The 23,270-nt window shown below is 40.5% G+C and carries 24 protein-coding genes and 1 riboswitch; of the genes, 3 read left to right on the top strand and 21 right to left on the bottom strand.

The annotated features are described in order from the left end of the window. Positions 1-137: 137 nt before the first annotated feature. Positions 138-611 carry a ribonuclease H-like YkuK family protein gene (locus LJE72_RS07880; protein WP_229247069.1) on the top strand — a complete coding sequence of 158 codons (474 nt, stop codon included), beginning with the start codon at positions 138-140 and terminating at the stop codon, positions 609-611. A 9-nt stretch (positions 612-620) separates the two neighbouring features. Here the strand turns inward: LJE72_RS07880 and LJE72_RS07885 are convergent, their stop codons facing one another. The 19 genes from LJE72_RS07885 to LJE72_RS07975 form a co-directional block, all read right to left on the bottom strand. After that, positions 621-1,448 (bottom strand): inositol monophosphatase family protein, encoded by an 828-nt coding sequence (locus tag LJE72_RS07885; protein WP_229247070.1) that lies wholly within the window; start codon positions 1,446-1,448, stop codon positions 621-623. 92 nt (positions 1,449-1,540) lie between these two features. Beyond that, entirely contained in the window at positions 1,541-2,383 is an 843-nt protein-coding gene (locus tag LJE72_RS07890) for a PHP domain-containing protein (RefSeq protein ID WP_229247071.1), read from the bottom strand. Beyond that, positions 2,376-2,819 (bottom strand): GNAT family N-acetyltransferase, encoded by a 444-nt coding sequence (locus tag LJE72_RS07895; RefSeq protein WP_229247072.1) that lies wholly within the window; start codon positions 2,817-2,819, stop codon positions 2,376-2,378. Before LJE72_RS07895 ends, LJE72_RS07890 begins: the two co-directional genes overlap by 8 nt. Then, positions 2,813-4,021, bottom strand: coding sequence for an alpha-D-ribose 1-methylphosphonate 5-triphosphate diphosphatase (locus LJE72_RS07900; protein ID WP_229247073.1), 1,209 nt, complete (start codon positions 4,019-4,021; stop codon positions 2,813-2,815). The genes LJE72_RS07895 and LJE72_RS07900 overlap by 7 nt, the downstream gene beginning before the upstream one ends. Positions 4,022-4,108: 87 nt before the next feature. Beyond that, complete coding sequence (locus tag LJE72_RS07905) at positions 4,109-5,026, bottom strand: PhnE/PtxC family ABC transporter permease (protein WP_229247215.1); 918 nt, start codon at positions 5,024-5,026, stop codon at positions 4,109-4,111. Next, a complete protein-coding gene (locus LJE72_RS07910; protein WP_229247074.1) occupies positions 5,026-5,811 on the bottom strand; it encodes a PhnE/PtxC family ABC transporter permease in 786 nt (261 codons plus the stop codon). Before LJE72_RS07910 ends, LJE72_RS07905 begins: the two co-directional genes overlap by 1 nt. Then, positions 5,801-6,586, bottom strand: coding sequence for a phosphonate ABC transporter ATP-binding protein (phnC, locus tag LJE72_RS07915; protein WP_229247075.1), 786 nt, complete (start codon positions 6,584-6,586; stop codon positions 5,801-5,803). Before phnC ends, LJE72_RS07910 begins: the two co-directional genes overlap by 11 nt. 165 nt (positions 6,587-6,751) lie before the next feature. Next, positions 6,752-7,801: a PhnD/SsuA/transferrin family substrate-binding protein gene (locus LJE72_RS07920; RefSeq protein WP_229247076.1), complete on the bottom strand. Its 1,050-nt coding sequence runs from the start codon at positions 7,799-7,801 to the stop codon at positions 6,752-6,754. Between the two features lie 143 nt (positions 7,802-7,944). Beyond that, positions 7,945-8,652 carry a phosphonate C-P lyase system protein PhnL gene (locus LJE72_RS07925; RefSeq protein WP_229247077.1) on the bottom strand — a complete coding sequence of 236 codons (708 nt, stop codon included), beginning with the start codon at positions 8,650-8,652 and terminating at the stop codon, positions 7,945-7,947. Continuing rightward, on the bottom strand, positions 8,630-9,277 hold the full coding sequence (locus tag LJE72_RS07930; protein WP_229247078.1) for a DapH/DapD/GlmU-related protein: 648 nt from the start codon (positions 9,275-9,277) through the stop codon (positions 8,630-8,632). Before LJE72_RS07930 ends, LJE72_RS07925 begins: the two co-directional genes overlap by 23 nt. A 127-nt stretch (positions 9,278-9,404) precedes the next feature. After that, positions 9,405-10,250, bottom strand: a complete 846-nt coding sequence (locus LJE72_RS07935) for an ATP-binding cassette domain-containing protein (RefSeq protein WP_229247079.1) — start codon at positions 10,248-10,250, stop codon at positions 9,405-9,407. Positions 10,251-10,260: 10 nt separating this feature from the next. Beyond that, positions 10,261-11,106 (bottom strand): alpha-D-ribose 1-methylphosphonate 5-phosphate C-P-lyase PhnJ, encoded by an 846-nt coding sequence (locus LJE72_RS07940; protein WP_229247080.1) that lies wholly within the window; start codon positions 11,104-11,106, stop codon positions 10,261-10,263. A gap of 37 nt (positions 11,107-11,143) precedes the next feature. After that, positions 11,144-12,238, bottom strand: coding sequence for a carbon-phosphorus lyase complex subunit PhnI (locus LJE72_RS07945; RefSeq protein WP_229247081.1), 1,095 nt, complete (start codon positions 12,236-12,238; stop codon positions 11,144-11,146). Then, positions 12,239-12,838, bottom strand: a complete 600-nt coding sequence (gene phnH / locus LJE72_RS07950; RefSeq protein WP_229247082.1) for a phosphonate C-P lyase system protein PhnH — start codon at positions 12,836-12,838, stop codon at positions 12,239-12,241. It lies immediately after the preceding gene. 55 nt (positions 12,839-12,893) lie between these two features. Next, positions 12,894-13,316: a phosphonate C-P lyase system protein PhnG gene (gene phnG, locus LJE72_RS07955; protein ID WP_229247083.1), complete on the bottom strand. Its 423-nt coding sequence runs from the start codon at positions 13,314-13,316 to the stop codon at positions 12,894-12,896. A 380-nt stretch (positions 13,317-13,696) separates the two neighbouring features. Further along, on the bottom strand, positions 13,697-14,401 hold the full coding sequence (locus LJE72_RS07960; RefSeq protein ID WP_229247084.1) for a GntR family transcriptional regulator: 705 nt from the start codon (positions 14,399-14,401) through the stop codon (positions 13,697-13,699). Between the two features lie 249 nt (positions 14,402-14,650). After that, positions 14,651-15,304 carry a 3,4-dihydroxy-2-butanone-4-phosphate synthase gene (ribB, locus tag LJE72_RS07965; protein WP_229247085.1) on the bottom strand — a complete coding sequence of 218 codons (654 nt, stop codon included), beginning with the start codon at positions 15,302-15,304 and terminating at the stop codon, positions 14,651-14,653. Between the two features lie 120 nt (positions 15,305-15,424). Further along, a riboswitch (FMN riboswitch) is annotated at positions 15,425-15,570 on the bottom strand. 335 nt (positions 15,571-15,905) lie between these two features. Beyond that, positions 15,906-16,223, bottom strand: a complete 318-nt coding sequence (locus tag LJE72_RS07970) for a DUF2680 domain-containing protein (RefSeq protein ID WP_229247086.1) — start codon at positions 16,221-16,223, stop codon at positions 15,906-15,908. A 173-nt stretch (positions 16,224-16,396) separates the two neighbouring features. Continuing rightward, on the bottom strand, positions 16,397-16,762 hold the full coding sequence (locus LJE72_RS07975; RefSeq protein ID WP_229247087.1) for a winged helix-turn-helix transcriptional regulator: 366 nt from the start codon (positions 16,760-16,762) through the stop codon (positions 16,397-16,399). A gap of 226 nt (positions 16,763-16,988) precedes the next feature. On the opposite strand from LJE72_RS07975, the gene LJE72_RS07980 reads away from it, so the two are divergent. Further along, a complete protein-coding gene (locus LJE72_RS07980) occupies positions 16,989-17,564 on the top strand; it encodes a flavodoxin family protein (RefSeq protein ID WP_229247088.1) in 576 nt (191 codons plus the stop codon). Positions 17,565-17,998: 434 nt separating this feature from the next. Further along, positions 17,999-19,735, top strand: a complete 1,737-nt coding sequence (locus tag LJE72_RS07985) for an ABC transporter ATP-binding protein (RefSeq protein WP_229247089.1) — start codon at positions 17,999-18,001, stop codon at positions 19,733-19,735. Positions 19,736-19,738: 3 nt separating this feature from the next. On the opposite strand, the gene LJE72_RS07990 is transcribed toward LJE72_RS07985, so the two are convergent. Continuing rightward, a complete protein-coding gene (locus LJE72_RS07990; RefSeq protein WP_229247216.1) occupies positions 19,739-20,131 on the bottom strand; it encodes a response regulator in 393 nt (130 codons plus the stop codon). Between the two features lie 15 nt (positions 20,132-20,146). Next, positions 20,147-23,242: a PAS domain S-box protein gene (locus tag LJE72_RS07995; RefSeq protein ID WP_229247090.1), complete on the bottom strand. Its 3,096-nt coding sequence runs from the start codon at positions 23,240-23,242 to the stop codon at positions 20,147-20,149. Positions 23,243-23,270 lie beyond the last annotated feature (28 nt).

Below are 23,270 nucleotides of genomic sequence, written 5' to 3' on the forward strand. Positions count from 1 at the left end.
TTATTTATCTCTTCGTTAACAAATATATAATCCTATATTTACACATAAATTATATAATGACTTTATTGTAAATATGGAATAGCAATACGCATTTCAGGGCCCCTTGACAATTCGTTCATTTTGAAAGGAGATTCTTAATGTACAGTCTGACATACGGAGAAGTATCTTTTAAGGAAATGGTTTCAATTATCAAAGCTTGTTCGGCTCAGGACCCACATATGGAATTTGTAATTGCTGTGGGAACGGATAGCCAAAACTCGAACATTACGAAGGTACCTGTTACAGTAGGTATCCATAAAATAGCAAACAAGGTCGGAAAAGGTGGCATTTATTTTTATGAAATTATTGAAATCAAAAAAATCAATAACATACGACAAAAGATATTTTATGAAACAAATATGAGCATTGAGTTAGCTCTTAAATTGAGCCAAACCTTTGAGGAAAATAATATTCCACACGAAATCGAAGTTCACGTTGATGTCGGATACAATGGTCCGACTTCTCAGTACGTTGCGGAAATTAAAGGATGGGTTAAAGCTTGTGGCTTTCAATGTGTGGTTAAACCGGACTCTTATATGGCTTCAAGCGTTGCAAACAGGTTATCGAAGTGACTCATATAGTTATGCTTCAAATTTATCTCTAAGGCCTTGCGGCAGGTATTCAACAGCTTCTTCCCATATTAATGGCGAACGGAAGGCTGCAACTAACAGTTTTCCACAACGGGATCTGGTATCGTCTTTTCTTCGAATCAGAAACCCTCCGCCGCGTTGTTCCAGAAAAACCCTTGCTGCTGCAACATCCCATTCATGAACATTTGAAGAAATAAACAGATCGTATTCTCCATTGGCAACCTTGCATAACTCAAGGGATGCACACCCCAAATATCTGTACGCCTGCACCGTGGACAACATTCCCAAAACATCCATACCCATACCCACAAAATCTCTCATAGTTCTCAAACTAATGCCAACAACTGCTTTGTTTAACCTCTCCTGCCGATCAGGCAAGATATCTAAGGGATACCCATTCATTATTGCCCCTTCACCGTGCCCTGCAGCGAACATAACCCCGTTAGCTACATCAAAGACCAGGCCAAAAATCGGCTTTTCGCCTAAGTACAGGGCTAGTGATATGGCGTAATCCTTGCCAAAACGGTAGTAATTGATGGTGCCGTCGATGGGATCGATTACCCAGGTATAACCGCTAAGATCCGAACTGGCCCAGGTCTGGCATTCCTCTGCTAATATTCCATGACCAGGGTACTTTTCCAGGATAGCCTTTACTAATAGTTTCTCAATAAGTAAATCATGTTCCGTAACAAGGTCCATCTGAGATGTTTTTTCCCTCACTTTAATTACAGAACATTTATGTTCTTGTTTCAATTTAGTCCCAGCAGAATGTATTAATATGTTAGCAAAGTCATACATTTCTCTTTCTTCAACATTCATAAAACTTAACCCTTTCTGGACTGTATATTTGCAATAGCGAGTTCTTAACTATGCTGGCAAAAAACAAAAAATATACCCAGAAACAAAGGCCTTCACTTATTTTTCCTGGATAACAGTTCGTTGATACATCTTTCATCCAGTCCAGGGCATCCCAATTCAACCAGTTTCTCTCCATAAAAGCCATGAAAGTCTGACCCGCCTGTTACGATCAGATTGTGTTTTTGTGCATAGCCCAAGGACATTTGCCGATCATCTTCACTATGACTGGGATGATATAATTCAATTCCTTCCAGTCCTAACTCCACCCAATCATCAATCCCGTCAAAATTCCTAAGCTGGCCCGGATGAGCAAGAACGGCTATCCCTCCAGCTTCTCTGACAGTCCGAATCGCCGTCTGAGCGTCAACGTATTCCAGCTTAATGTATGCAATTCCTTGAGGCTCAGAAGTGCCCCTTCTTTGAAAAAGCTTTTTGTACAGATCACCATAAATGCTCTCACAATAGCCTTTTTCCAGTAAAGCATGCATTATATGCTGTTTATAGACACCGGTTCCCCCTTCATACTTCTGAACAGCCTCCCAAGATATATCATACCCAGCATCCATAACCTTTCTAACCATATCACGGGAAGCTTGGTTTCTGCTTTGGATGAGAGATGTGCAAAGCAGGTCCAGCGCAGGATGTCCGGGTTCAATATACATGCCAAGTATATGCGCTCTCTTATTTCTCTGATAATCATAGGCAGATATTTCTATCCCCGGTACGATGCCTACCCCTATTTCCCGTCCAAGAGATACCGCTTCCTGTAAACCTTTAGTGGTATCATGATCCGTAATGGCAAGATGTGTGATTCCCTTTATTTTGGCAAGTCTAATAACTTCATCAGTGCTGAGGGAGTTATCCGAAATTTTTGTATGTACGTGTAAATCAATCATTTTTACCAACCTCAATCATAAAACTGATTCCATGCTGCCGGAAACCAAGTTGCTCATAAAACTTATGAGCTTCTATCCTTTTTTTGTTACTGGAGAGCATAAGCTTGTAGCAGTTTTCCTCTTTTGCCTTTTCCATAACGAATTGCATCAGTTTGCTTCCAATAGCGCGTCCTCTATACTCCTGACTTACGATCATGCTTTCTGCAAGAGCGAGTTTTGCACCCATATGCCCTAAATTGTCAATGATGATCAGAGTGCAGGTTGCAATAATTCGTCGGTTTTCTTCAACAACGTAAACTTCATAGTACGGATATTTAGCCATTTCCCGCCATATTGCCTGAGCCTCACAGAAACTTATCCCGTCTTCTCCATCCATCTCTTTTAGAAGCTCTCTTACCTCTGGCAAATCAGACTCCATGGCCTGTCTGATTAACATACAATGTTAACTCTTTCCGTGTTAATTAATACCTGGGAATCCGCTTGAAAAACAATATTCCCACCTACCAAGGTTTTCCGAAGTATGGGATAATCCTGATGCATTTCAACAATCAGCAGATCAGCCGATTTTCCTACTTCTACAGTTCCGACGTCATTATCAATCCCCAATGCTTGAGCAGGGTTCAGTGTCACCATTTTAACTGCTTCAGTGAAATTAATCCCTTCCTTGGCCAGACAAAAAACTGCTGGCAGCATAGCACTCGGAAGATAGTCAGAACACACAATATTTGCTGCATTGTTTAAAATAGCATCGATGGCTCTCATGTTATTGCTGTGAGACTTACCGCGGATAATATTGGGAGCACCCACGCAGACATTAATTCCTTGGGATCTGGCGTAGACGGCAGTATCAAGATTGATAGGAAACTCACTGACTGTCCCTCCACACGCAAGCAGAGTATCGATTTTCCCTCTTGTATCATCGTCATGAAAAGCCAATTTAATCCCTTGATTTTTGGCTGTTTTAGCCAAACCAACAAGTTTAAACCAATCAATCTTGGCCCGACACTCGAAGGTCTTGTCTAGAAAGTCATCCACTTCCTGCTCTTTTTTGCCATGCTGTTGTATGGTAAAGTTTTTAAGCGCTTGGGCATCTTTAAACTGGCCCTGACCTGGAGTATGGTCCATATAGGATATCAAATCTATGCTCTTATCCTTAATAAGGCCTTCCAGGGTACTAACTCCCGCTAGAAAGGTCAGCTCATATCTGAGATGTATTTTATGATTGATCATTGGACGAGTTTGTTTGAGCTTGTTAATGGTATTGATAACCTCCATAACCATGTCAACGTTTCGTACTCCCCATTCGTCACTCATGGTAAGAGAATGGTACATTGTTGTAATACCGCTGACGGCAAGCTTTTTTTCCAACTCGTAGAAGGCCATATTGATAGGAAATAAGGTATTTGGCCTTGGTTGTATCTCTTTTTCGATTGAATCACTGTGCAGATCTATCATTCCAGGCATAACATAACAACCTTCAATATCAAGCATCGTAATATCTGAATAACAATTAATTCTCGGAAAATCATTTTCTGCCACCTCTGAAATTCTATTACCCTCAATAAGGATATACCCTTTAACGACTTTCTCAGGCAAAACAATCTGTGCGTTATAAATGCATATTCTTTTTGTTCTCATCTGTTTATTCTCCTTGCGTTACAATGATATATCTACTCTATTACCATTCCGTGCTAGTGAACTCCTTCGCTAAAGATGCAGACTAGATTAAATACTTTTTTGCAGCTTCCCCTTAATATTCGTAGAAAACACCTCAAGAGCAATCGCAATAGCTATAATGAGATAGGTGATAAAACCGACTTCCCTCAGATCGAAATAAAAACCGCCGGCCATGAAAAGATCAAAGCCAATTCCCCCTGCTCCGGCTGCCGCTCCCATGGCAACGGCATTAGCGAAATTGATTTCAAATCTCAAAAAAGTCCAGGAAAGCAAATAGGTAACAGAAGAAGGGATAACCGCCTGAAAAACAATCTGCCACCAGTTGGCACCGCTGGCCATCAGAGCTTCAATAACACTTCTGTCCAAGTCTTCAAACGACTCGGAATAAGCCTTCGTTAAATAGCTGATCGAATGAAAACTCATACCGATAATCGCGGCAGCACTGCCCAGCCCGGCAGCCACTGCAAAAATCAACACCCATAAAATTGTTGGCACTGCTCGGATAATAGCGACAAAGCCTTTAATAAGATTGGTAACTTGTTTAGGGGCCAAATTCTGGGCGGCCAGCAGTCCCAATAACAAAGCGACAATTCCACCGATCAAGGTTGTTAAGAAGGCCAGCCCTAAAGTCACCACAACATTGTAGAAAGCTTCTCCTAAAGTAAAACGCTGAGCATAGGGATTCAGAAACATCGTCTTAAAATTGACGAAGGTATCAGTAAAACCCTTGAGAACGTCAATACTCTGATAATCAAGCGTTGAGAAAAAATAGATAGTCAATACTGTTAAAAACAATATTACTGTCCGCATGGCAATAGACGCCCTATCCAGGAGTTTAATTGGGCCAAAGTTTATAGTATCTTTAGTTAGGAACAATTCTTTAAAAGAGGTATGTCTGTCTTCATAACTGCTTAGCTGCTCACAAATGTTATTTGTTTCTTGAACAATTAATTCTTTAAATTGCATCACAAAATCACCCTCCTCACATTATTTGATACAAGTTCAATGACAATAACGGTAATCACGATCAATAACACAACTAGGCTGGCTGCATGGTAATCAAACCTTTTGTAATACAAATCAAAGGAGAACCCGATACCCGTTCCAGTTAGAACTCCAACCAGGGTAGCGTCACGGATATTGGTTTCAATCATGTACAATAACCAACTGATCATTTGCGGCATGCTGGCTGGCAGTACTGCCTGAAAAATTATATGAAAATAACCGGCCCCCGTCGCTTGCAAAGCTTCAATCGAGTTATTGCCCACTTCATCAATCGTTTCCATAAAGGCACGTGTCAGAAACCCTAAAGAACCAAAAAATAAGGCCAGGTAACCCGTCAGTGGGCTTTGGCTAAACGAAATCATCAAAACCATAGCCCAAGCAACAATGGGTATATTCCTAAAGAGAGAGGCTATTCCCCTGCTTACAATACTAAATATACGATTAATTCTTGTCGTCTGGGAGCCTGCCAAGGATAAGACTAAGGCAAGAACTGCTGCTACAGTTGTTGCCGCAATGGACATCAACACTGTTTCCTGCAATTTGGGAAATATCTCGGGCAGTATCCTTAATGACTCGGCATCAGGATAGAAATTGCTTCCTCCCCAGATTACTGCCCTGGTGATGCTGGTAAAGCCTTTTATCACATCATATTCAGTGATAATAATCGAACCAACTGAAAGAATCAATAATGCTAATAAGAATACAAGATTGCCATTTCTTCGTTTAGTAAAAATATCATCCCGCATGTCTTTCTCCTAGATCAATAATCAAATCTTCGGACTCTGAACCATAAATATCCCGAATCTGTCGAGTTGTCAGATCACATGGTGCTCCGTCAAACACAACTTTCCCCCTGTTGACACCGATAATTCGATCCGAATACTTCAGGGCTACTTCAACTTGGTGTAAATTCACAATGATTGTTATCCCCATCTCCTTAGAAATATTTCCTAAGTGATCCATGATAATTTTCGAAGCATTGGGATCCAACGAAGCAATCGGCTCATCGCATAAAATTATTTTTGGATTTTGCACCAATGCTCTAGCAATGCCAACCCGTTGTTTTTGACCGCCGCTTAACTGGTCGCACCTCTTATATATTTGCTCATTCAGGCCCAAAATCTCAATAATTCGGTAAGCCTGGCTTTTTTCCTCTTGGCTGTATCTGCCTAAGACCCCCGCCAGGGTTGATTTATAGCCAAGCCTGCCGTGAAGGACATTCTCGATAACTGTCAAGCGGTCAACCAGATTATAATGCTGAAAGATCATACCAATCTTTGTTCTTAGCTTTCTTAACTTTTTCTTGCTCAAACTTGAAGAAATTAAGCCGTCAACAGAGATTTCTCCGCTGCTTGCTTCAACCATCCTGTTAATACAGCGCAGAAGTGTCGACTTACCTGCTCCGGAAGGACCAATGATAGAAACAAACTCGCCTTTATCGACAGAGAAACTGACATTATCTAAAGCACAACATTCATTGTTATAGTTTTTCGTGACATTTTTTAATTCTAACAATGCCAATACTACACTTCCTTTCTCTTATTAAATTAAAAGAGAGGGTCAAAACAACCTTGCCATTATCTCATCATGGTTATGGTTGTTTTCAACTCCCCTCCAGTGAACTTGTTCTACTAGATAAACCTATCCCAAAATAGTCTCTTGGATCTTACTCTTGGATCTTATTGGTTATTTACTCAGTTCTCTGATCGGGTTATACCAAGCATCTTCAGTGGTAAGAAAACGCTGCGGTGCTTTAAACATCCCTTTATATTTAGAATCCTTTGGTAAGAAAATCTTTTCATTCTTGGTAATCTCATCAGAGGTAAGCACTTGAGTGATTGCGTCAATAGTTTTCTGGCTTAATGCTCCGGTATTGACAGCGATTGGTGCGTTAATGACTGGGGTGGATTTGATGACTACGAATTGCGTACCAGCCAGTTTGCTGAACGGATCAACAGCGTCCTTCTTAACTGTGTAGACAGCTCCCGGAGTATTGTCTGTTCCTGAAGTGAGATCCACATAGTTGACTACATCAAAATCATCGACGGCCGAGACATCCGATTTATCCGTGAGCAAGTTCACCAAAGAAAGCTGGTGAGAACCCCCAAAAATCACTTGGCTAAAAAATTTATCACTGCCCCCTTGCAGCAGATCTTCTGCCTTCAAGTCCTTCCACTTGTCTTGCTTGGAGAAATAGGAAACGATTCCTGCTGAAGGCACCTTAAATCCAGAGGTTGAACTTGTCGATACGAAGGAGAATTTTTTTCCTGCTATGTTATCAATGGCATAGTCTGAGCCGGATTTATATTGATCTTCATTGCCTCTCTTAACGAGTAACCGACTATAATACATGGCATCTTTCAAGGTTCCTGAGTCTCCGCTGTTGACTACGAGGGGGAGGACCTTAGGATTTTTTTTGTGAGCCTCAACATAAGATTCCCCTCCTACAAAGGCAAGTTGTGCATTGCCACTAGCCAGGGCTTCAACGGTAATAGCGTAATCTGTCGTTAATTTGTCTACCACTTTTATACCAGTGGCCTTTTCAATGACCTTGCAGATTTCAGCCCGGGCATCTTTGAAATCATCGGAAGCATTATTCGGTAACCAGGCAAAGGTGATGACTTCAGGGTCTTTGACATCCGTACCGGAATTCGACGAATAATTTGCAGATCCACACCCAGTTATAAGAGACAACATTAAGATAATAGCAAGTGCAAGTAATGTAACTTTTTTCACGTTTATTCTCCTCTCATTTTCGGAGTTGAAACCCACTGAAGCAAGTTTCCTAATCCGATACCTTGAATGAACCATTTGGATAACTGCAATTTAATTTTACCTGACCATAGTTAAGCACCTATTATAAAATTGTAAGATTTGGGTTAAAGTTCAAAATCTGCAAGTTTCCCCTCACGCATTGTGTATTCTCGCGTACAGAGGTTTTCCATAAATTCAATATCATGAAATATCCCGATCATAGTTGTTCCTTCTTTCTTCAATTGCTCGATAAGTTCCCTTACTTTCAGTTTGGAGGCAGGATCCAAACTGGCAGTGGGTTCATCTAATAGCAACAACCTCGGGCGCTTTACCATCGCTCTGGCAATATTCAAACGCAGCTTTTCCCCTCCTGAGAAGGTGCCGGGATAACAATCCCATAATTCTTGGTCCAATTCAAAATGCACCAACATCTTAACCGCTTCCAATTCCGCCCGTTCTTCCTCATACCCCATCTCCAAAACCGCTTGTTTCACAAGTTCCCTCGCGGTTGTCCTAGGCATGATGTTTAAGAATTGCGATACGTAACCTATCTCATATTTCCTCAGATAAATCATCTGCCGCTCCGATAATTCTGCCAAGTTAATAAGTCCAAACTTTTTGGAGTGATACCATATACACCCTTGCTGTGGCGCGTACGTACGATAAATACACTTAAATACCGTTGATTTTCCACTGCCGCTTTTCCCAGTGATACCGACAAATTCGCCCTCGTTTAAATCAATACAAATATCGTGCAGTGCTTCAATCTGCTTGTTTAAATTATGGATAACAAACGTTTTGGATAAATGCTCAATCGCCAGTATCTTTTCCATTCGATCCCCCCGCATTAAAATACTTATCTGTGAATTTATCAATGGGCAGGCAGAAATCATCCAACCTCTCTTTAATAATTTCATTCGTCCAATCCCACCACCTGATCTCTTCAAGCTTTCGGAAGCAATCTTCAGTAAATCGTTGCTTAATGGGTTTAGCAGGCACTCCTGCCACTATAGAATAGGGGGCAACATCTTTAGTCACGACCGCGCCACTGCCTACTACTGCCCCGTTGCCAATCGTCACACCAGGCATGATAATCGCCCCATGTCCAATCCAAGTATCATGGCCCATCATAATTTTTCGTTTCATTCGCCACTGAAAAAAGGATTCATCATCCGATTCAGCCAAGCCATACTTCATCCGCCGATAAGTAAAGTGGTGCAAGGAAGGCCTTTCTAGAGGATGAAATACCGGACCAATCCGCACCATGTCCGCAATACTAGAAAACTTACCCGCTTCAACGTTTTGTAATGTACAAAACCTGCCTGTATAAGAAAAGTCATCTAATTTTACATTTTCAAGAACGTTATAAATACCAATCTCTGTATATCTACCTAGTTCTGCATTGTACACCTGACAGTTCTCATTAATAAGTGGTTCTATTCCCAGCTTTTTAGTCATTTCTATCCCCTTTCTCACTTAATTCAGTATAAAGATGACACTTCTAATGGGCTCCAACGTCCATAAGCAGTTCAGAATAACTTACCAATCGCCTGTATGATAATCACCTTTACCGTCCAAAGGCTAACTACAACAGGGACTGTACTAAGTGCTGAGTATAGTCATGCTGGGGATCTTCAAGAATCTGATCTGTCAAACCCTGTTCAATAATTCTTCCGTCCAACATAACCATGGTTCGATCCGCCAGCATTCTAATAACACCTAAGTCATGAGATACAATAATCACGGTGATCTGCAACTCCCTCTGGATGGTCTTGATTAAGTCAAGTACACTGGCTTGAACAGACAAGTCCAACCCTGTGGTGACTTCATCAAGCAAGAGAAGGGGCGGATTGTTTGATAAAGCTTTGGCAATTTGTACTCTCTGCTGCATTCCCCCGGAGAAGTTCTTAGGCGCCTCTTTCATACGATAAATAGGTATATTAACGTGCTCCAGCAATTCTTTTCCTCGGGCTTCCATCTTCCCGACATGTCTGTTTCCGGCCGCAATTAGTTTTTCAGCGATATTGCCAATGGATGTAAAGTTTATTCTTAAACCCCAAAGCGGATTCTGATAAACTTTTCCCATCATATGGTTCCTAATGTATCGTTTCTGTTGGGACGATTCTGCAAATACATCCCTTTTTCCATCCTTGTAGGAACTGATATAGGCTTCTCCGCTACTTACCTCTTGATCAAAATAGAGACACTGCATCAAGGTCGATTTTCCGCTGCCGCTTTCCCCGACCACGCCCAAAATTTCTCCGGCATACACCTCGAAGGTGATATCCTGGCAGGCATAGACCGTACCGCAGACAGGACAATAATTCTTCTTCAGGCTGTCCTCATTTGAATCTTTGCAGCTCGGACACCCCTTGCCAAATTGTTTATTAAAATTGCTTACTGACAAAACAGGCAGTTCAAACTCTGTCATTATAAATCCCTCATCCTGCTGATTTTTGATTTAATCTTTGTAAACAATAGCTGGTATCATTACATTGATGAAAGGTTTCACCCGTTAAGTCATCCAATATTTCATCCAAAAATACCCCCTTGGCACCGCATAATCCACAGCACTTATCTTGAAAACTTTCGACTTCAAAAGAAAAGTCTTCAAAGGCGAGGGATTCAACTCTGGTATACGGAGGCACTGCATAGACCTTCTTTTCCCGACCTGCACCCAGCAGAATCAACGCTTGTGAATGATTCAACTTAGGATTATCAAATCTTGGGATAGGGCTGGGGGCCATAACATACCTGTCATGAACCATAGCTGGATGATCCGCCCCTGTTGACATAGTCCCGTAATTCATAATTTGCTCAAATAGCATGAGCCAAGCACCGCTGTACTCCTGTTCCGCATGAAGTTTTTTGGTTTCTAATTCACTCGGCTCATAATATCTCAGGGGTTCTGGCAACGGTACTTGAAGAACCAGGATTTGGCCTGCTTGAAGGGGTATTTCTGGAATTCTGTGTCTCGATTGAATAATGGTTGCTTCACTCGTTTCGTCCGTTACTTTAATTCCTGTAGTTTTAATGATAAGTTTTTTAATATTGACGGCATTCACTGACTCATCTGAACCTTGGTCAATCACCTTCAAAATGTCTTCTTTCCCAACTAGAGAAAGGGTTAGCTGGAGCCCCCCTGTTCCCCACCCCCTGGCAATCGGCATCTCTCTGGAAGCGAATGGTACCTGGTACCCCGGAATAGCAACTGCTTTCAAGGTTGCTCTTCTAATCTCTCGTTTAGACCCCTCATCGAAAAAGGCAAAATTGTACTCAATTCTCATATCTTCATCTCCTCAAAGTTTTCACTGTTGGCATTCCTTACTTTTTTGTCTTGCGTACACTGTCCAACTTAGACTGGAATGTCACATAGTGAGGTAATTTGAGATGTGAAATGAACCCTGTGGATTCAACGGAATCAATATGCAACAGGACAAACTCTTCATTATGGATCGGATACTCTGGATTAGCAGCTTCCAGACAACGGTCCAAAATACTCATAGCGATTGCTTTAGTTTCATTTTGTCCATAACAAATGCCGTAGCCAATGTCGAATTCAATCTCTTTTTCTCCGTTTCCCTTTTGAATCTCTTCAGGAAATAAAGTCTCAACTTCAGTGACTTTGATTTCTCCGATATAATAAGCATCCCCGTCCTCATTCTGTTCCAGGAACGGACTATCTACATAGATTGGCAGATTGCCTATTCTCAATTCTCCCACTGTCGGATGCAATGCTCCATAACTGCGCAGGGCAGCATATCCTAATGAAGTAACCGCTCCGGTCTGCCCCCTGGTCAAAATCTGCAGCCGTTGACTGCGGCTGGTTGGAAAATGCAAACTTTCTTTAGTAACATCATCTGGCTCGTCATAATTAATTTCGCAAGTGGAGATCAGACCTTCCTCCCGTAAATAATCCAGGGTCTTGGGTAGATTGGACAAATTAGTCTGATCATTGTCAACTCCGCTTTCCAAGGCATACTCACACACCCATTTGATGGCTTCGTCATCGGTTTCCTTATTCAAGTCAAAATCAATTAACCGATGAGTGTAATCCATAGCCGCCCCTAAAATCTGTCCTCCGGGAATTTCCTTAAAGCTCGATGAGATTCTTCTTTCCACCAACATCTCCTCTGACTGAACTGTTCGCGAGTAATGTTTTCGGGGTAAAGTTGAACGATAGGCTCTCAATAAAAACACAGCTTCTTCAGGGCTTCCTTCGGCCTGTTTAATGGCCATGGCTGTCAGAGTTTCGCAGTAGAGGCTGCTTTCTGACATAACCTGGTCGATCAGACAACGCATACCGCCTTCAATTTGCTGAGAATCCAGGACGGTGCCTTTTTTAAGCCGCTCATATTTCAGGCGTTTAATTGATTCTTCAATAGCTTGAATTCCGCCTTTGACTGCAACATATCCCATTTATCCAGCCACCTCTTGCACTATTTGCGTTGTTCGCGGAAGACATAAAATGTTAGCGTTGCCATCTGTAAAGATAAGGTCGATTCCTAAGGGATACTCTGAGTTTTTATCAGCTCGTAAATCAACCCAGCTGTGGCTTGTTTTCACTAAAATATAGCTTTCTTTTTCTATTCCTGGACCAATTAAGGTTAAATCCCTGTCATTACTCACCGAATCGGCCTCAATGATAATGGTTGCTGCTTTGTGTGGGTCCCGCAAATTCCCTGGGCAGGTAGCGTTAAAAACCTGTTTAATTTCCTCCGGATCAGCGTCACCTAAGATTAGAATAAAATCCGCGCTCTCTATTTCCGTTACTTTGGCATAAGTCAACTGATTGATTAGTTCAACTATTTCAGCCTCATGTTTAGAACAAACTTTAAACTTCACTTCCGTATCAAACAACATTAGTATCAATGCTAAGACAGCAGAGTTAAAATTGCTGATCTCCTTGGCAACCTTGTTTGCCTGATCTTGAATATTGCAGATCAAGCCCGGCCTAGACATCGAATCAAGTGTCTTGCGGTAAACTTCTTGCAAGTCATGCACCAAATCCAGTTTCATCAGCGATTTCCTTTCTATAATAAATTCTTTACCTAATTAAATTCCTTGCCAAAAGCTAAACATTCATAGTGTCAAAGTTCACTTTCGTCTTTAAGATTTTTTTCATAAAAACTTGATTATCCTTATTGATGCGATTCTCCTCGATCAACAATACTTTTGTCCAAGCGTTTATCTCAGCTAAACTGGCATTATACGCTGCATCAATAACTGCCAGATTGTGGGCCAGTTCTGGTTGATGCCCCTGAACAATACCGATTCCTAAAAACCCGTTAATCATGACCTTGCACTCTGTAATCAATACTTCCCCCAGATAAAACAGGCTCTGTTTGGCTTTTTCCCTAACCTTGATCATAACTAGACCATTATTGCTTTCCTCAATTCTCTTAACCTCATAACTATCTTGTATCTCTTGTGCCAATTTTGCAGGAACATCTGATGAACCTTTGATTAATATCATGGTTCTTCTTTTTCTAATCATCAATCAGCCTTCCTTTGCAAGTATTTTCGAAGCTGACGCCACTAGGATTCTGTTTTTCGTTCGAGTTCAGCAGCGGCAAGCCCCTGGACAAGTTCAGGTCTACGTAATTATCATAACTTGTTGCCAAGTTGGCCGGTGTTAAAACTTTGTAAGTACCTCGTTAAATCTTTGTAAAGTATCTTCATTTTTGGTTATTGATTTTGAGAACAGATTTAGAGTAGCCTTACATGCCGCTACCGCAGCACTATCAGGGAATAAAAATTATAGACTTTTTAGGGCAGTATATAAAAATACCGTATGCTTTAAGCATACGGCTATGTGTTGCGAGAGATTTACCTTTGAACTTCGACGTTGTAAAACATATTCTGGGAGCTATCGATCTACGGTATAACATAGGAAAAACAATCACTTCTATACAGTATCTTTATGTACTCCAATACAGTACAGGTCTCTTTATCTGTGCAGCCTGATTCCAAGACCAAAAGTGGTATTAAATACGTGCAATTTAAAAGTTTGCGTTGGGATTCCGTGGGAAAGGAGATGCTTAAAATGCTGGGCTTTGAGCAAAATTCAGCATATCCTTTGCTATTGTAATATTTAAACATAGATGTAATATCCATACCCACAGTATCGATATCCGTAAATACAGATTTAGCAACATAGGAGATATGAAGGGCGATAGGCTGTTGATCAATATACCTCAATCTTCCCACTTTAAAAATCCTGTCACCTTCATCCGTTTCTAGATAGTCATAAATCCTCTTATTGTATTTGATCTCCCTGCAAAAGATTGTTTCCGAATGGAAATCGTACCCTTTCTCGATCATTTTCTGGCTGAAACTCACATCACCCGAAAGGACAAGCTCAATCTGTTTAGATCTGTCTTTGACGTAGCTTCCTTTCCCCTGCTTTTTATAGATATACCCCAATTCTTCGAGTCTTTCATACGCCTTCCGGGCCGTAATTCTTGGTACTTTGAATTGATCTGCTATCGTATTTTCCGATGGCAATTTATCATGGGCGATGTATTTGCCTGAGACGATCAAGAGAACTAACTTATCCACTATTTCCATTTCATTTGACATGTCATACACCCACCTTCAAAACTTATTATACTAAAATACTCCCAATATGTAAGTTAGGATCTTTCAACCTATGTTGTGCGGGCTGGTATACCTCCTCTTTCCATATTGCCAGAAACTAAACTTAATTATGATTGTCACTGGTGACTGACTCCTGGGCGCAAAAAACTAAAATTACTCAGCTTAAAAAACAAGCTGAGTAATTTTAGTTTCTATGTTCTAACTTTTCATTTCTACCGCAGATTATTTAATTCAACTTACGCTCTGTTCTCTCGCCTTGCGATAACTGATTAAATCATCAACCGTAACCACGGGCATCTCGTGTTTTTCGGCAAAGGCTACGATTTCAGGTAGACGCGCCATAGTACCATCCGGATTTGTCAGTTCACATAAAACACCATAAGGTTTTAACCCGGCAAGCCGCATTAAATCGACATTCGCTTCTGTATGTCCGGCACGCTCCAGTACACCTAAGGGCTTGGACCTTAACGGAAACATATGTCCCGGGCGGCGAAGATCATCTGGACACGCTTGATCAGCAATCGCTGCTTTCACCGTTGTGACACGGTCAGCGGCTGACACACCTGTCGTGACACCGTTTGCCGCTTCGATTGATACCGTAAATGGAGTTTGAAAACTGCTCGTGTTATTTTCTACCATCATAGGTAAACCTAAGTCGAGGATCTTTTCCTCCGGCAGACACAAACAGACAATGCCACTGCCTTCTCGAATTAGCATGGCCATTTGATCATTAGTCAAGGACTCCGCCGCAAAGAAAATATCTCCTTCGTTTTCCCTTTGTTCGTCATCAGTAACCAAAACGCCCCGGCCTCTCCGCAATGCGTCGAGCGCTTTCTCTACTCTTTCTACTGAATTTCCAAAACGGTGTAATAAAGTCTGATTCAATGTAATGCGCCTCCTATGTTATAGTCGACTTACTCGAATCAGGGCATACAGACAGACAGCAAGCAAAAGCCAAAAAACTTCACCTTAGATTTACTGAAGTGTATTAGATCATGCAGACTACCTTATCCTCTTTCATCCGGACTATACCGTCGGCACTGGCCTTGCACCAGTTCTGCTGACCTCTTCAAAAAGGAAGAGCGCTCGCGGGCTCCCTAGCTAACTAGGATACCGCCGGTGGGGACTCTAACCCCGCCCTGAGAATAAGTCACTTAACATTAGTATACTCTTACTCAATCGTTTGTCCAGCCATTTCTATCCAAGTTTTTTCGGAGAGTTCTTCATATCTTTCGTCCATATTCTTTTTCAACACTACAAAAATTCATTTCTCAAAGAACTTTGATTTGTACATATCAGTTACAGCTTTTGATGATGAATCAGATGTTTTCTGAGGCTTAAGTAATGGAGCCAACAGCTATATTTTAACAACGACTGAGGTAATGCAGTCATTTACTTATATGACCAAATGAGGAGCGACCCCCCATGTTACTTAGGAGTTCGCCCCTTATCGTTGTTATCCGACATCGGTTAGTAGTGAATGAGTTTACTCTGTCTTTTGAGGATTAGAGTTTTTACGGCCGCAGCCTTTTTTCTGCCCAAAACCATGAAATTCGCCTTTGTCGATATCTTGTTCAATTCTTTGTTGACGTTCTTGCATGGCGTTCTTGATTTTATCGGCTTTTGTTTGATCTAAGATTCCAGCCTCTACTTCCTTATCAATAATCTGAACTTTGATGCTGTTCATTTGTTGAGTGAGAGCTTTAATCTCCTTCAATTTGCCTTGATCAACAGCCCCTAAGGCGGGCACGGCGCTTAGAACCAACAAAGCCAAAGCCAAAATGCTTGCAGCCAGTCTTCTCATATGCCAGACCTCCTCATTCATTTTATTGCCGGAAACATTCTTAGAATGTCCAATAATTTGGTTATTATTTATATTTGTTTGAATAGAACTCGTTCAGCTAAGGCCGAACAGCGAGACTTACGTCACCGAAGCAGAATAAGAAGCACCCACTTTTAATAGAAGTGGGTGCCCTTCTAGTCCTCTTGCGTCAGTTTTAAGACTAGCTCGTTTTGTTCATAATCATTGGCATAGTTCTGTCCCCATTTACACAAGGTATCTAAAATAGGCAGGAGACTCTGACCTGCTTGAGTCAGAAAATACTCAACTTTGGGCGGTATTTGTGTATAAATCAATCTGGTGACCAAACCACTGTCTTCCAGCTCCCGAAGTTGTTGAGTCAACATTTTGGACGTGACACTGGGGATAGCTTTTCTCATTTCACTATATCTTAAGGTTTTATCACCTAAATGCCAGAGTATAAGGGCTTTCCACTTTCCACCGATGAGGGCCAATGTCAATTCCATGGAACATTGATATTCATTATTCTTGAACTTGATCATTAAGTCTCACTCCTTAGTTCTACAGATAAGGGAAAAAATCACCTTAACAGCGTTCCCTTCTAAAATTCAAGAGCCTTTAGTTCCATAAGTATGATACCTCCCAAACTAACTCGGTATACTTTTAGATACTATAGTACGAAAATGTACGTACTTGCTATCTAGTATTATATCGTTTATTATCATATTAGGCAATGACCAAGGCTAAATAGCAGGGAGTGTTTGTTTTATGAAAGTTGTAGCTTTTAATGGAAGTCCGCGGGTCAATGGCAATACTTCTCAAAGCATAAAAATGGTTTTAGCGGAATTAGAGGAAGAAGGAATTGAGACTGAAATCGTCCAATTGGGAGGACGTAAAGTCTTTGGTTGCTTGGCCTGCGGCAAATGTGGAGAAATGAAGAATAACCGCTGTGTACGCAAAGACGATGAAATGAATAATTTCATCCAGAAAATTGAAGAGGCAGATGGCATCATTATAGGTTCCCCCACGTACTTCAGTAATGTGAGTACCGAAGTTAAAGCTCTTATTGACCGTTGTGGTTATGTATCAAAGTCTAACGGCGGTGCCTTATTAAGGGGAAAAGTTGGAACTTCGGTCGTTTCAGTACGCAGAGCCGGATCCACCTTTACTTACTCCGCTATTAACTTCTTCTTTGGCATAGCCGAAATGGTCATTTGCAGTTCAAGTTATTGGAATATGACCTTGTCCCGTGATCCAGGCGATGTTCAAAACGATGATGAAGGCATCCAGACCTTCCAAACCCTTGGTAAAAACATGGCTAAACTTTTAAAGCAAGTCCGCTAAATTACGCAAGGTAACTAGTCAGCGAAATTTTCAAGTTCTACGATTACCAAATAAGGAGTTTATTACCCAACTTAATCTTCAGAATTCCAAGTTCGTTTTTCAAGTATGGTGAATTGAAATAATTAGCCGATAAACCATAAAAAGGTCATCGCATCGTGTCGATGATCTTTTTATGGTTTATCGGCTTAAGACGATACTGGCAAGAGATCTTTGGTTATGGCTGAAAACTTCTTCCATTTTTGAAACCCCCAAGGAATTATCTTTGGGTTGATTAATCGACCCGGTGTGATAATATTGTAGAAAATAGATTAATTACTAATGAAGAGATACTCTGAGTGGATGTTTTCTATTTCCTCTCAGAGTATCCTATTTGACATAAATGATGAAGCTGATACTAACAAAATTTGAAGCAGAGGGCGAGTGGTACCCAAGTCATGGCTATTTTAAAGAAATTTATCAAATATTATAAACCCTATCAATACCTGTTTTATGCCGACATCATGTGTGCCTTAATTGTTTCCATTATTGATCTTTCCTTTCCTCAAATCCTTAATTTTTTGGCCAAAAATCTGTTTACTCAAGATAAAGAAATAATTCTGCATGCTATCGGATTTATCGGCATCGCCCTGCTGTTTATGTATGTTATTAAGTATTTTTGCCAGTATTTCATTATTTCCTGGGGACACATTATGGGCGCGAAGATGGAAACCGATATGAGAAAAGATTTGTTCAATCAATTTCAGCGGTTATCCTTTTCTTACTATGATAGAAATAATACTGGGGAAATGATGTCCAAATTGGTCGCAGACTTGTTTGATATATCTGAACTTGCTCATCACGGGCCAGAAAATATTTTTATCTCCATACTGAAAATCATTGGCTCCTTTAGTATCTTAATGTTGATTAATATTAAAATGACCCTAATTTTATTAGTGGTGACGCTAGTCATGGTAGTCTTCACCATTTATAAAAACATTAAAATGGCTCCCGGCTTTGCCGATAGCAGGGTGAAAATTGCCGCAGTAAATTCCAGACTGCAAGATAGTTTATCTGGAATCCGGGTTGTCAAATCCTTTGCCAATGAACGAGTAGAAAGGGAAAAGTTCAGAAAAAGCAACCACGACTTTTTGGATTCTAAAATTAGAATCTACAAATTAATGGGAAATTTCCACGCTTGGAATTCATTTTTTGAAGGGTTGCTCTATGTTGTTATCATTGTTTCCGGGGGGGTATTTATAGCCGATGGTTCGTTAAAAATCTCCGATCTGGCAATTTATGTCCTTTATGTCAACCTCTTTATCAATCCCATAGACGTATTAATAAACTATACTGAATCATTTCAAAAAGGGTACGCTGGTTTCAAGCGATTTATTGAGGTTTTGGAGACTGCGCCAGATATTGTGGACAAAGCAGGAGCTAGCCCTTTGACAGACGTTAAAGGAGAAATCAACTATAAGAATGTTTCCTTTCGCTATGACGATGATTCCAATGTTTTAGATAATGTGAGTCTAACGATAAAAGCAGGAAAGAACATCGCCCTAGTCGGACCATCGGGAGGAGGGAAAACAACTTTCTGTTCTCTGTTGCCCAGATTTTATGATGTAACATCCGGATCGATAACCATTGATGGAAATGATATCCGAGACGTGACGCTAGATTCTTTACGAAATGCTATCGGGATAGTCCAGCAGGATGTCTATATGTTTGATGGCTCAATCAGAGAAAACATTGCCTATGGCAAGGCCGGATCTTCAGAAGCCGAAATTATCGAGGCAGCCCAAAAAGCCAATATTCATAAGTTTATCCTGTCCCTTGACGAAGGGTATGATACTTATGTTGGGGAACGAGGAGTCAGGCTCTCTGGAGGACAAAAACAACGATTATCAATTGCCAGAGTGTTCTTAAAGAACCCCCCCATTTTAATCTTAGACGAGGCTACATCAGCCCTAGATAATGAAAGTGAACGATACATTCAAAATTCCCTGGAGAAACTCTCCAAAAATCGAACTACCATCGTGATCGCCCACAGGCTGAGTACGATAAAGAATTCAGACGAAATAGTAGTGGTCACCGATGAAGGTATCCAAGAAAGAGGCAGTCACCAACAACTGCTCGAAAAGGCTGGCATCTATGCTCATTACTATAATATGCAATTTGAAGGCTTGGAATAGGTGTTAAATAAGTCCCAGTTTCTTAATGACCTCTAGCATTTTATTTGTATCAATTGGTTTAGCGGCATAGGCTTCACACCCAATTTCAAAAGCCTGGTTAACATAATCAGTTTCTGCTAAGGCTGTCGTCATAATGACCTTTACCCGCTGTTCAGATACAAACTCTTGTTTTATCTCATAGTCGCGAATGACCTTTAAGACTTTAACCCCATCTACTTTAGGCATCATAATATCCAGACAAATTAAATCATAAGAGGACTTTTCCTTAATCGCTAACAAATATGCGTCCAGCGCTTCCAACCCATCAACTACCAGATCGACTTCGCCATATTGCCCAAGGAATTTTGACAAGAACCGCCGACTGGCTAAATCATCTTCAGCAATTAAAATCTTCATCATTTTTTCACCCTCTCAATTATTTAGGCATAAATAAATTTCAAATTCTCTTTTTAGACTTTGAGCGTATTTATTCGCTTCTTCCTGGTTTTCGCGTCTGGCAGCCAATTCAATTTTAAACGCTAAAGTTTTAAGGTCATCCGCCTCAATCAAGTTACAATTATGTTTAATTTTATGAGCAATTTCTTCAATGAGATTAATATCCTCATAGTTTAGCGCAAATCGAAGTTCCTCAATATCTCGAGAGATTTCTCTGATGATGGCAACTTTATCATATTCCAAGGGCTCCTCAGAATCAATATTCAGTACTACTCCATCTTTACTAATCCTTACCTCGTCTTGAGGCACAGCACGCTGTTTTTCTGCTGAGCCATTTCGATTCACCACCTCTTCTAAGAGGGGGAATAATTTACCCATTCTAATAGGTTTGGGCATATACTCATCCAGTCCACAGGATAGAAATTTTTCTCGATCTCCAGCTAACGCATAGGCTGTTAAAGCGATGATAGGAGTATGTTGATTCTCTCCCTCTTTCTCACGGATTTTGGCAGTTGCTTCTATCCCGTCCATTATCGGCATTTGAATATCCATGAAAATTACATCGTACTGATTTTCAGCATGCAATGCTATGGCTTCCAACCCGTTCGTGGCAGATTCTATAAAGTGCCCTTTTTCTTTAAGCATTAAAGATAAGACCGTTAAACTGACCTTATCATCCTCGACAATGAGTATTCTTAATGGTCTCATAGAATGGATGGTGCAAGTGTCTTGTGTCGGATAATTTAGTTTGCCCGTTCGCATAAACTTTAGACTAAATCTGAAAGTACTCCCTTTACCCTCTTGACTTTCCACCGTTATGGTTCCGCCCATCATCTGTACGAGTTGCTTAGAAATCGCCAGACCTAGACCAGTACCACCATACTTTCTTGTAATTGAACCATCAACCTGACTAAAATTTCCAAAAAGCTTAATTTGTTCTTGTGGTGATATACCAATACCTGAATCTGAAATAGAAAATAAAATCTCTATCATTTCGTTTGTTATATCTAGTTCTTTAGCAGAAAGAACAACCCCTCCGAATTTAGTAAATTTTAAAGCGTTATTTAAAAGATTGTTCAATATTTGCTTAAGCCTGTTGGGATCCCCTATCAAAGTTTGCGGGATAGCATTGGAGCAGTCGCAAGATAGGGTTAGCTTCTTTTTCATAGCTAATGGCAAATGTGCTTTTATTGTTAATTCCAATAATTCCGGGATATTAAATCCGATCTTTTCTATCACCAATTTACCTGCTTCGATTTTAGAAAAATCAAGAATGTCATTAATGATTGTCAGTAAGGAATCTGCGCAGTCCTTAGCGATTTCAAGGTTACCTCGCTGTTCTTGGCTTATATTCTTTAATAATGTCAAATCAATCATCCCTACGATTCCATTAATAGGGGTGCGAATTTCATGACTCATATTCGCTAGAAATTCGCTTTTCGCACGATTAGCAGCTTCTGCTTTATTCTTTGCTAGCTGAAGTTCGTTTTCTACATGTATACGTTCTGTCATATCTGTGATAAGTGAGACGAAATAGCCAGGTTCGGGACTATATAATTTCACGGAAAACCAGCGCTCACTCCAAGCTGAATAGTAAATTGGCAAAGCGAGCTGAAGTCCTGTTGATGCAACTTCCCCATATTCTGCCATCCTTTGGTCAAATAACTGAGGATCTTCACCAGAAAAAAGCTCCGAATATTTCTTGCCAATAATTTCCTTGCGAGATACTCGAAATATACTTTCATATGCTTCATTAATCTCTAGGATTTCATAATCTATGGGTTTTCCGGTTTCATCATAGATTACTTTGTTATGAGCAAAGCTGTCGGGCATATTTATAATTAACGAACGATATCGTTCATACAAGAGTCTTTGTTTTTCCTCGCTTTTAAGCAATTCAATTTGTGTTTTCTTTCGCTCAGCGATGTTTCGAGCAAACGATAAAATACATCTCTTCCCATCCATCTCGATGAGCTGAGAGCTAACTTCAACAGGTATTTCTTCATCATCTTTAGTAAAATAAGTACTCTCAAACCTGTATTGCCCTTTAGCTATTACTTCACCGATAACAGTTTTGAAAAGATCTTTTTTTTCTCTGCAAAAGTCAGCGCTCTTGAGATTGAGAAACTCTTCTTTGCTGTATCCCGTTCTCTCACATACCATCCTGTTCACGTCAATAATTTTTGTCTTTAGGGGTTCGTCTGCTTGAATCTCCAGAAGTATGATACCATCATAGGCTATATCGAACAGACTGCGATACTTTTTTTCACTAGCCCTTAATAGGTCTTCTACCCGTAAACGTTCAGTTATTTCCCGAATGATGCTTACCAAGACTGGTTGGTCTTCGATAAAAGTACCATAAGTACTTACCTCAACAGGAAATGCACTGCCATCTTTGCGAATATGGCAAGTCTCGAATAAAACCCCTTGATTCCCCGCCTGTCTCATTTGTTCTAAAGTAAAGTCATGCTGATCTCGGATATCAAAGACCTTTAATGATAGAAGTTCCTCTTTCGAATAACCATAGGCTTGGAACGCGGCGGTGTTGGCTTCTAATATGTTTCCTTCCATATCTAAAAATAAAATTATATCACGTGCTTGTTCTAAAAGAACTTGATACTTTTTTGCTGTATCCTCGACTAATTTGCTATTTGTAATATTGTCCAAGGCTATGACCATATTGGGTTTGCCCACGTTCATTATTGGGGTAATACTTGCCCTGAACCAAAATTTCTTTTCTTTTTTATTTTGTATCAAAACCTTGCTGCATTCCAGCTGAGTTATAGGTTGTCCTGTCTTAAAGGCTAATTCAACAGCCAATCTCAATTGACATGATTGACATTGTATCCCGTAACCACACCCCTTAATGTTTTCTGTACTGCCATAACAATGAAGTCCATCGCCAATAGGTTTACCCAAAACATTCTCGGGATTGTGATCCAAAAACTCTAACCCAGCGATATTTACCCTTTCAATTAACGAATACTCATTTAGTAAAAACATTCCTATCGGAGTGGTATTGAAAACTAGTTCAAAGTTATTTGACTCCGTCTTTTCTTTGTTCATGTCCATTCTCAACACCTCCTTTAAGAATTCAAAT

It is taken from the genome of Desulfosporosinus shakirovi (genome assembly GCF_020595055.1).
Classification (GTDB): domain Bacteria; phylum Bacillota; class Desulfitobacteriia; order Desulfitobacteriales; family Desulfitobacteriaceae; genus Desulfosporosinus; species Desulfosporosinus shakirovi.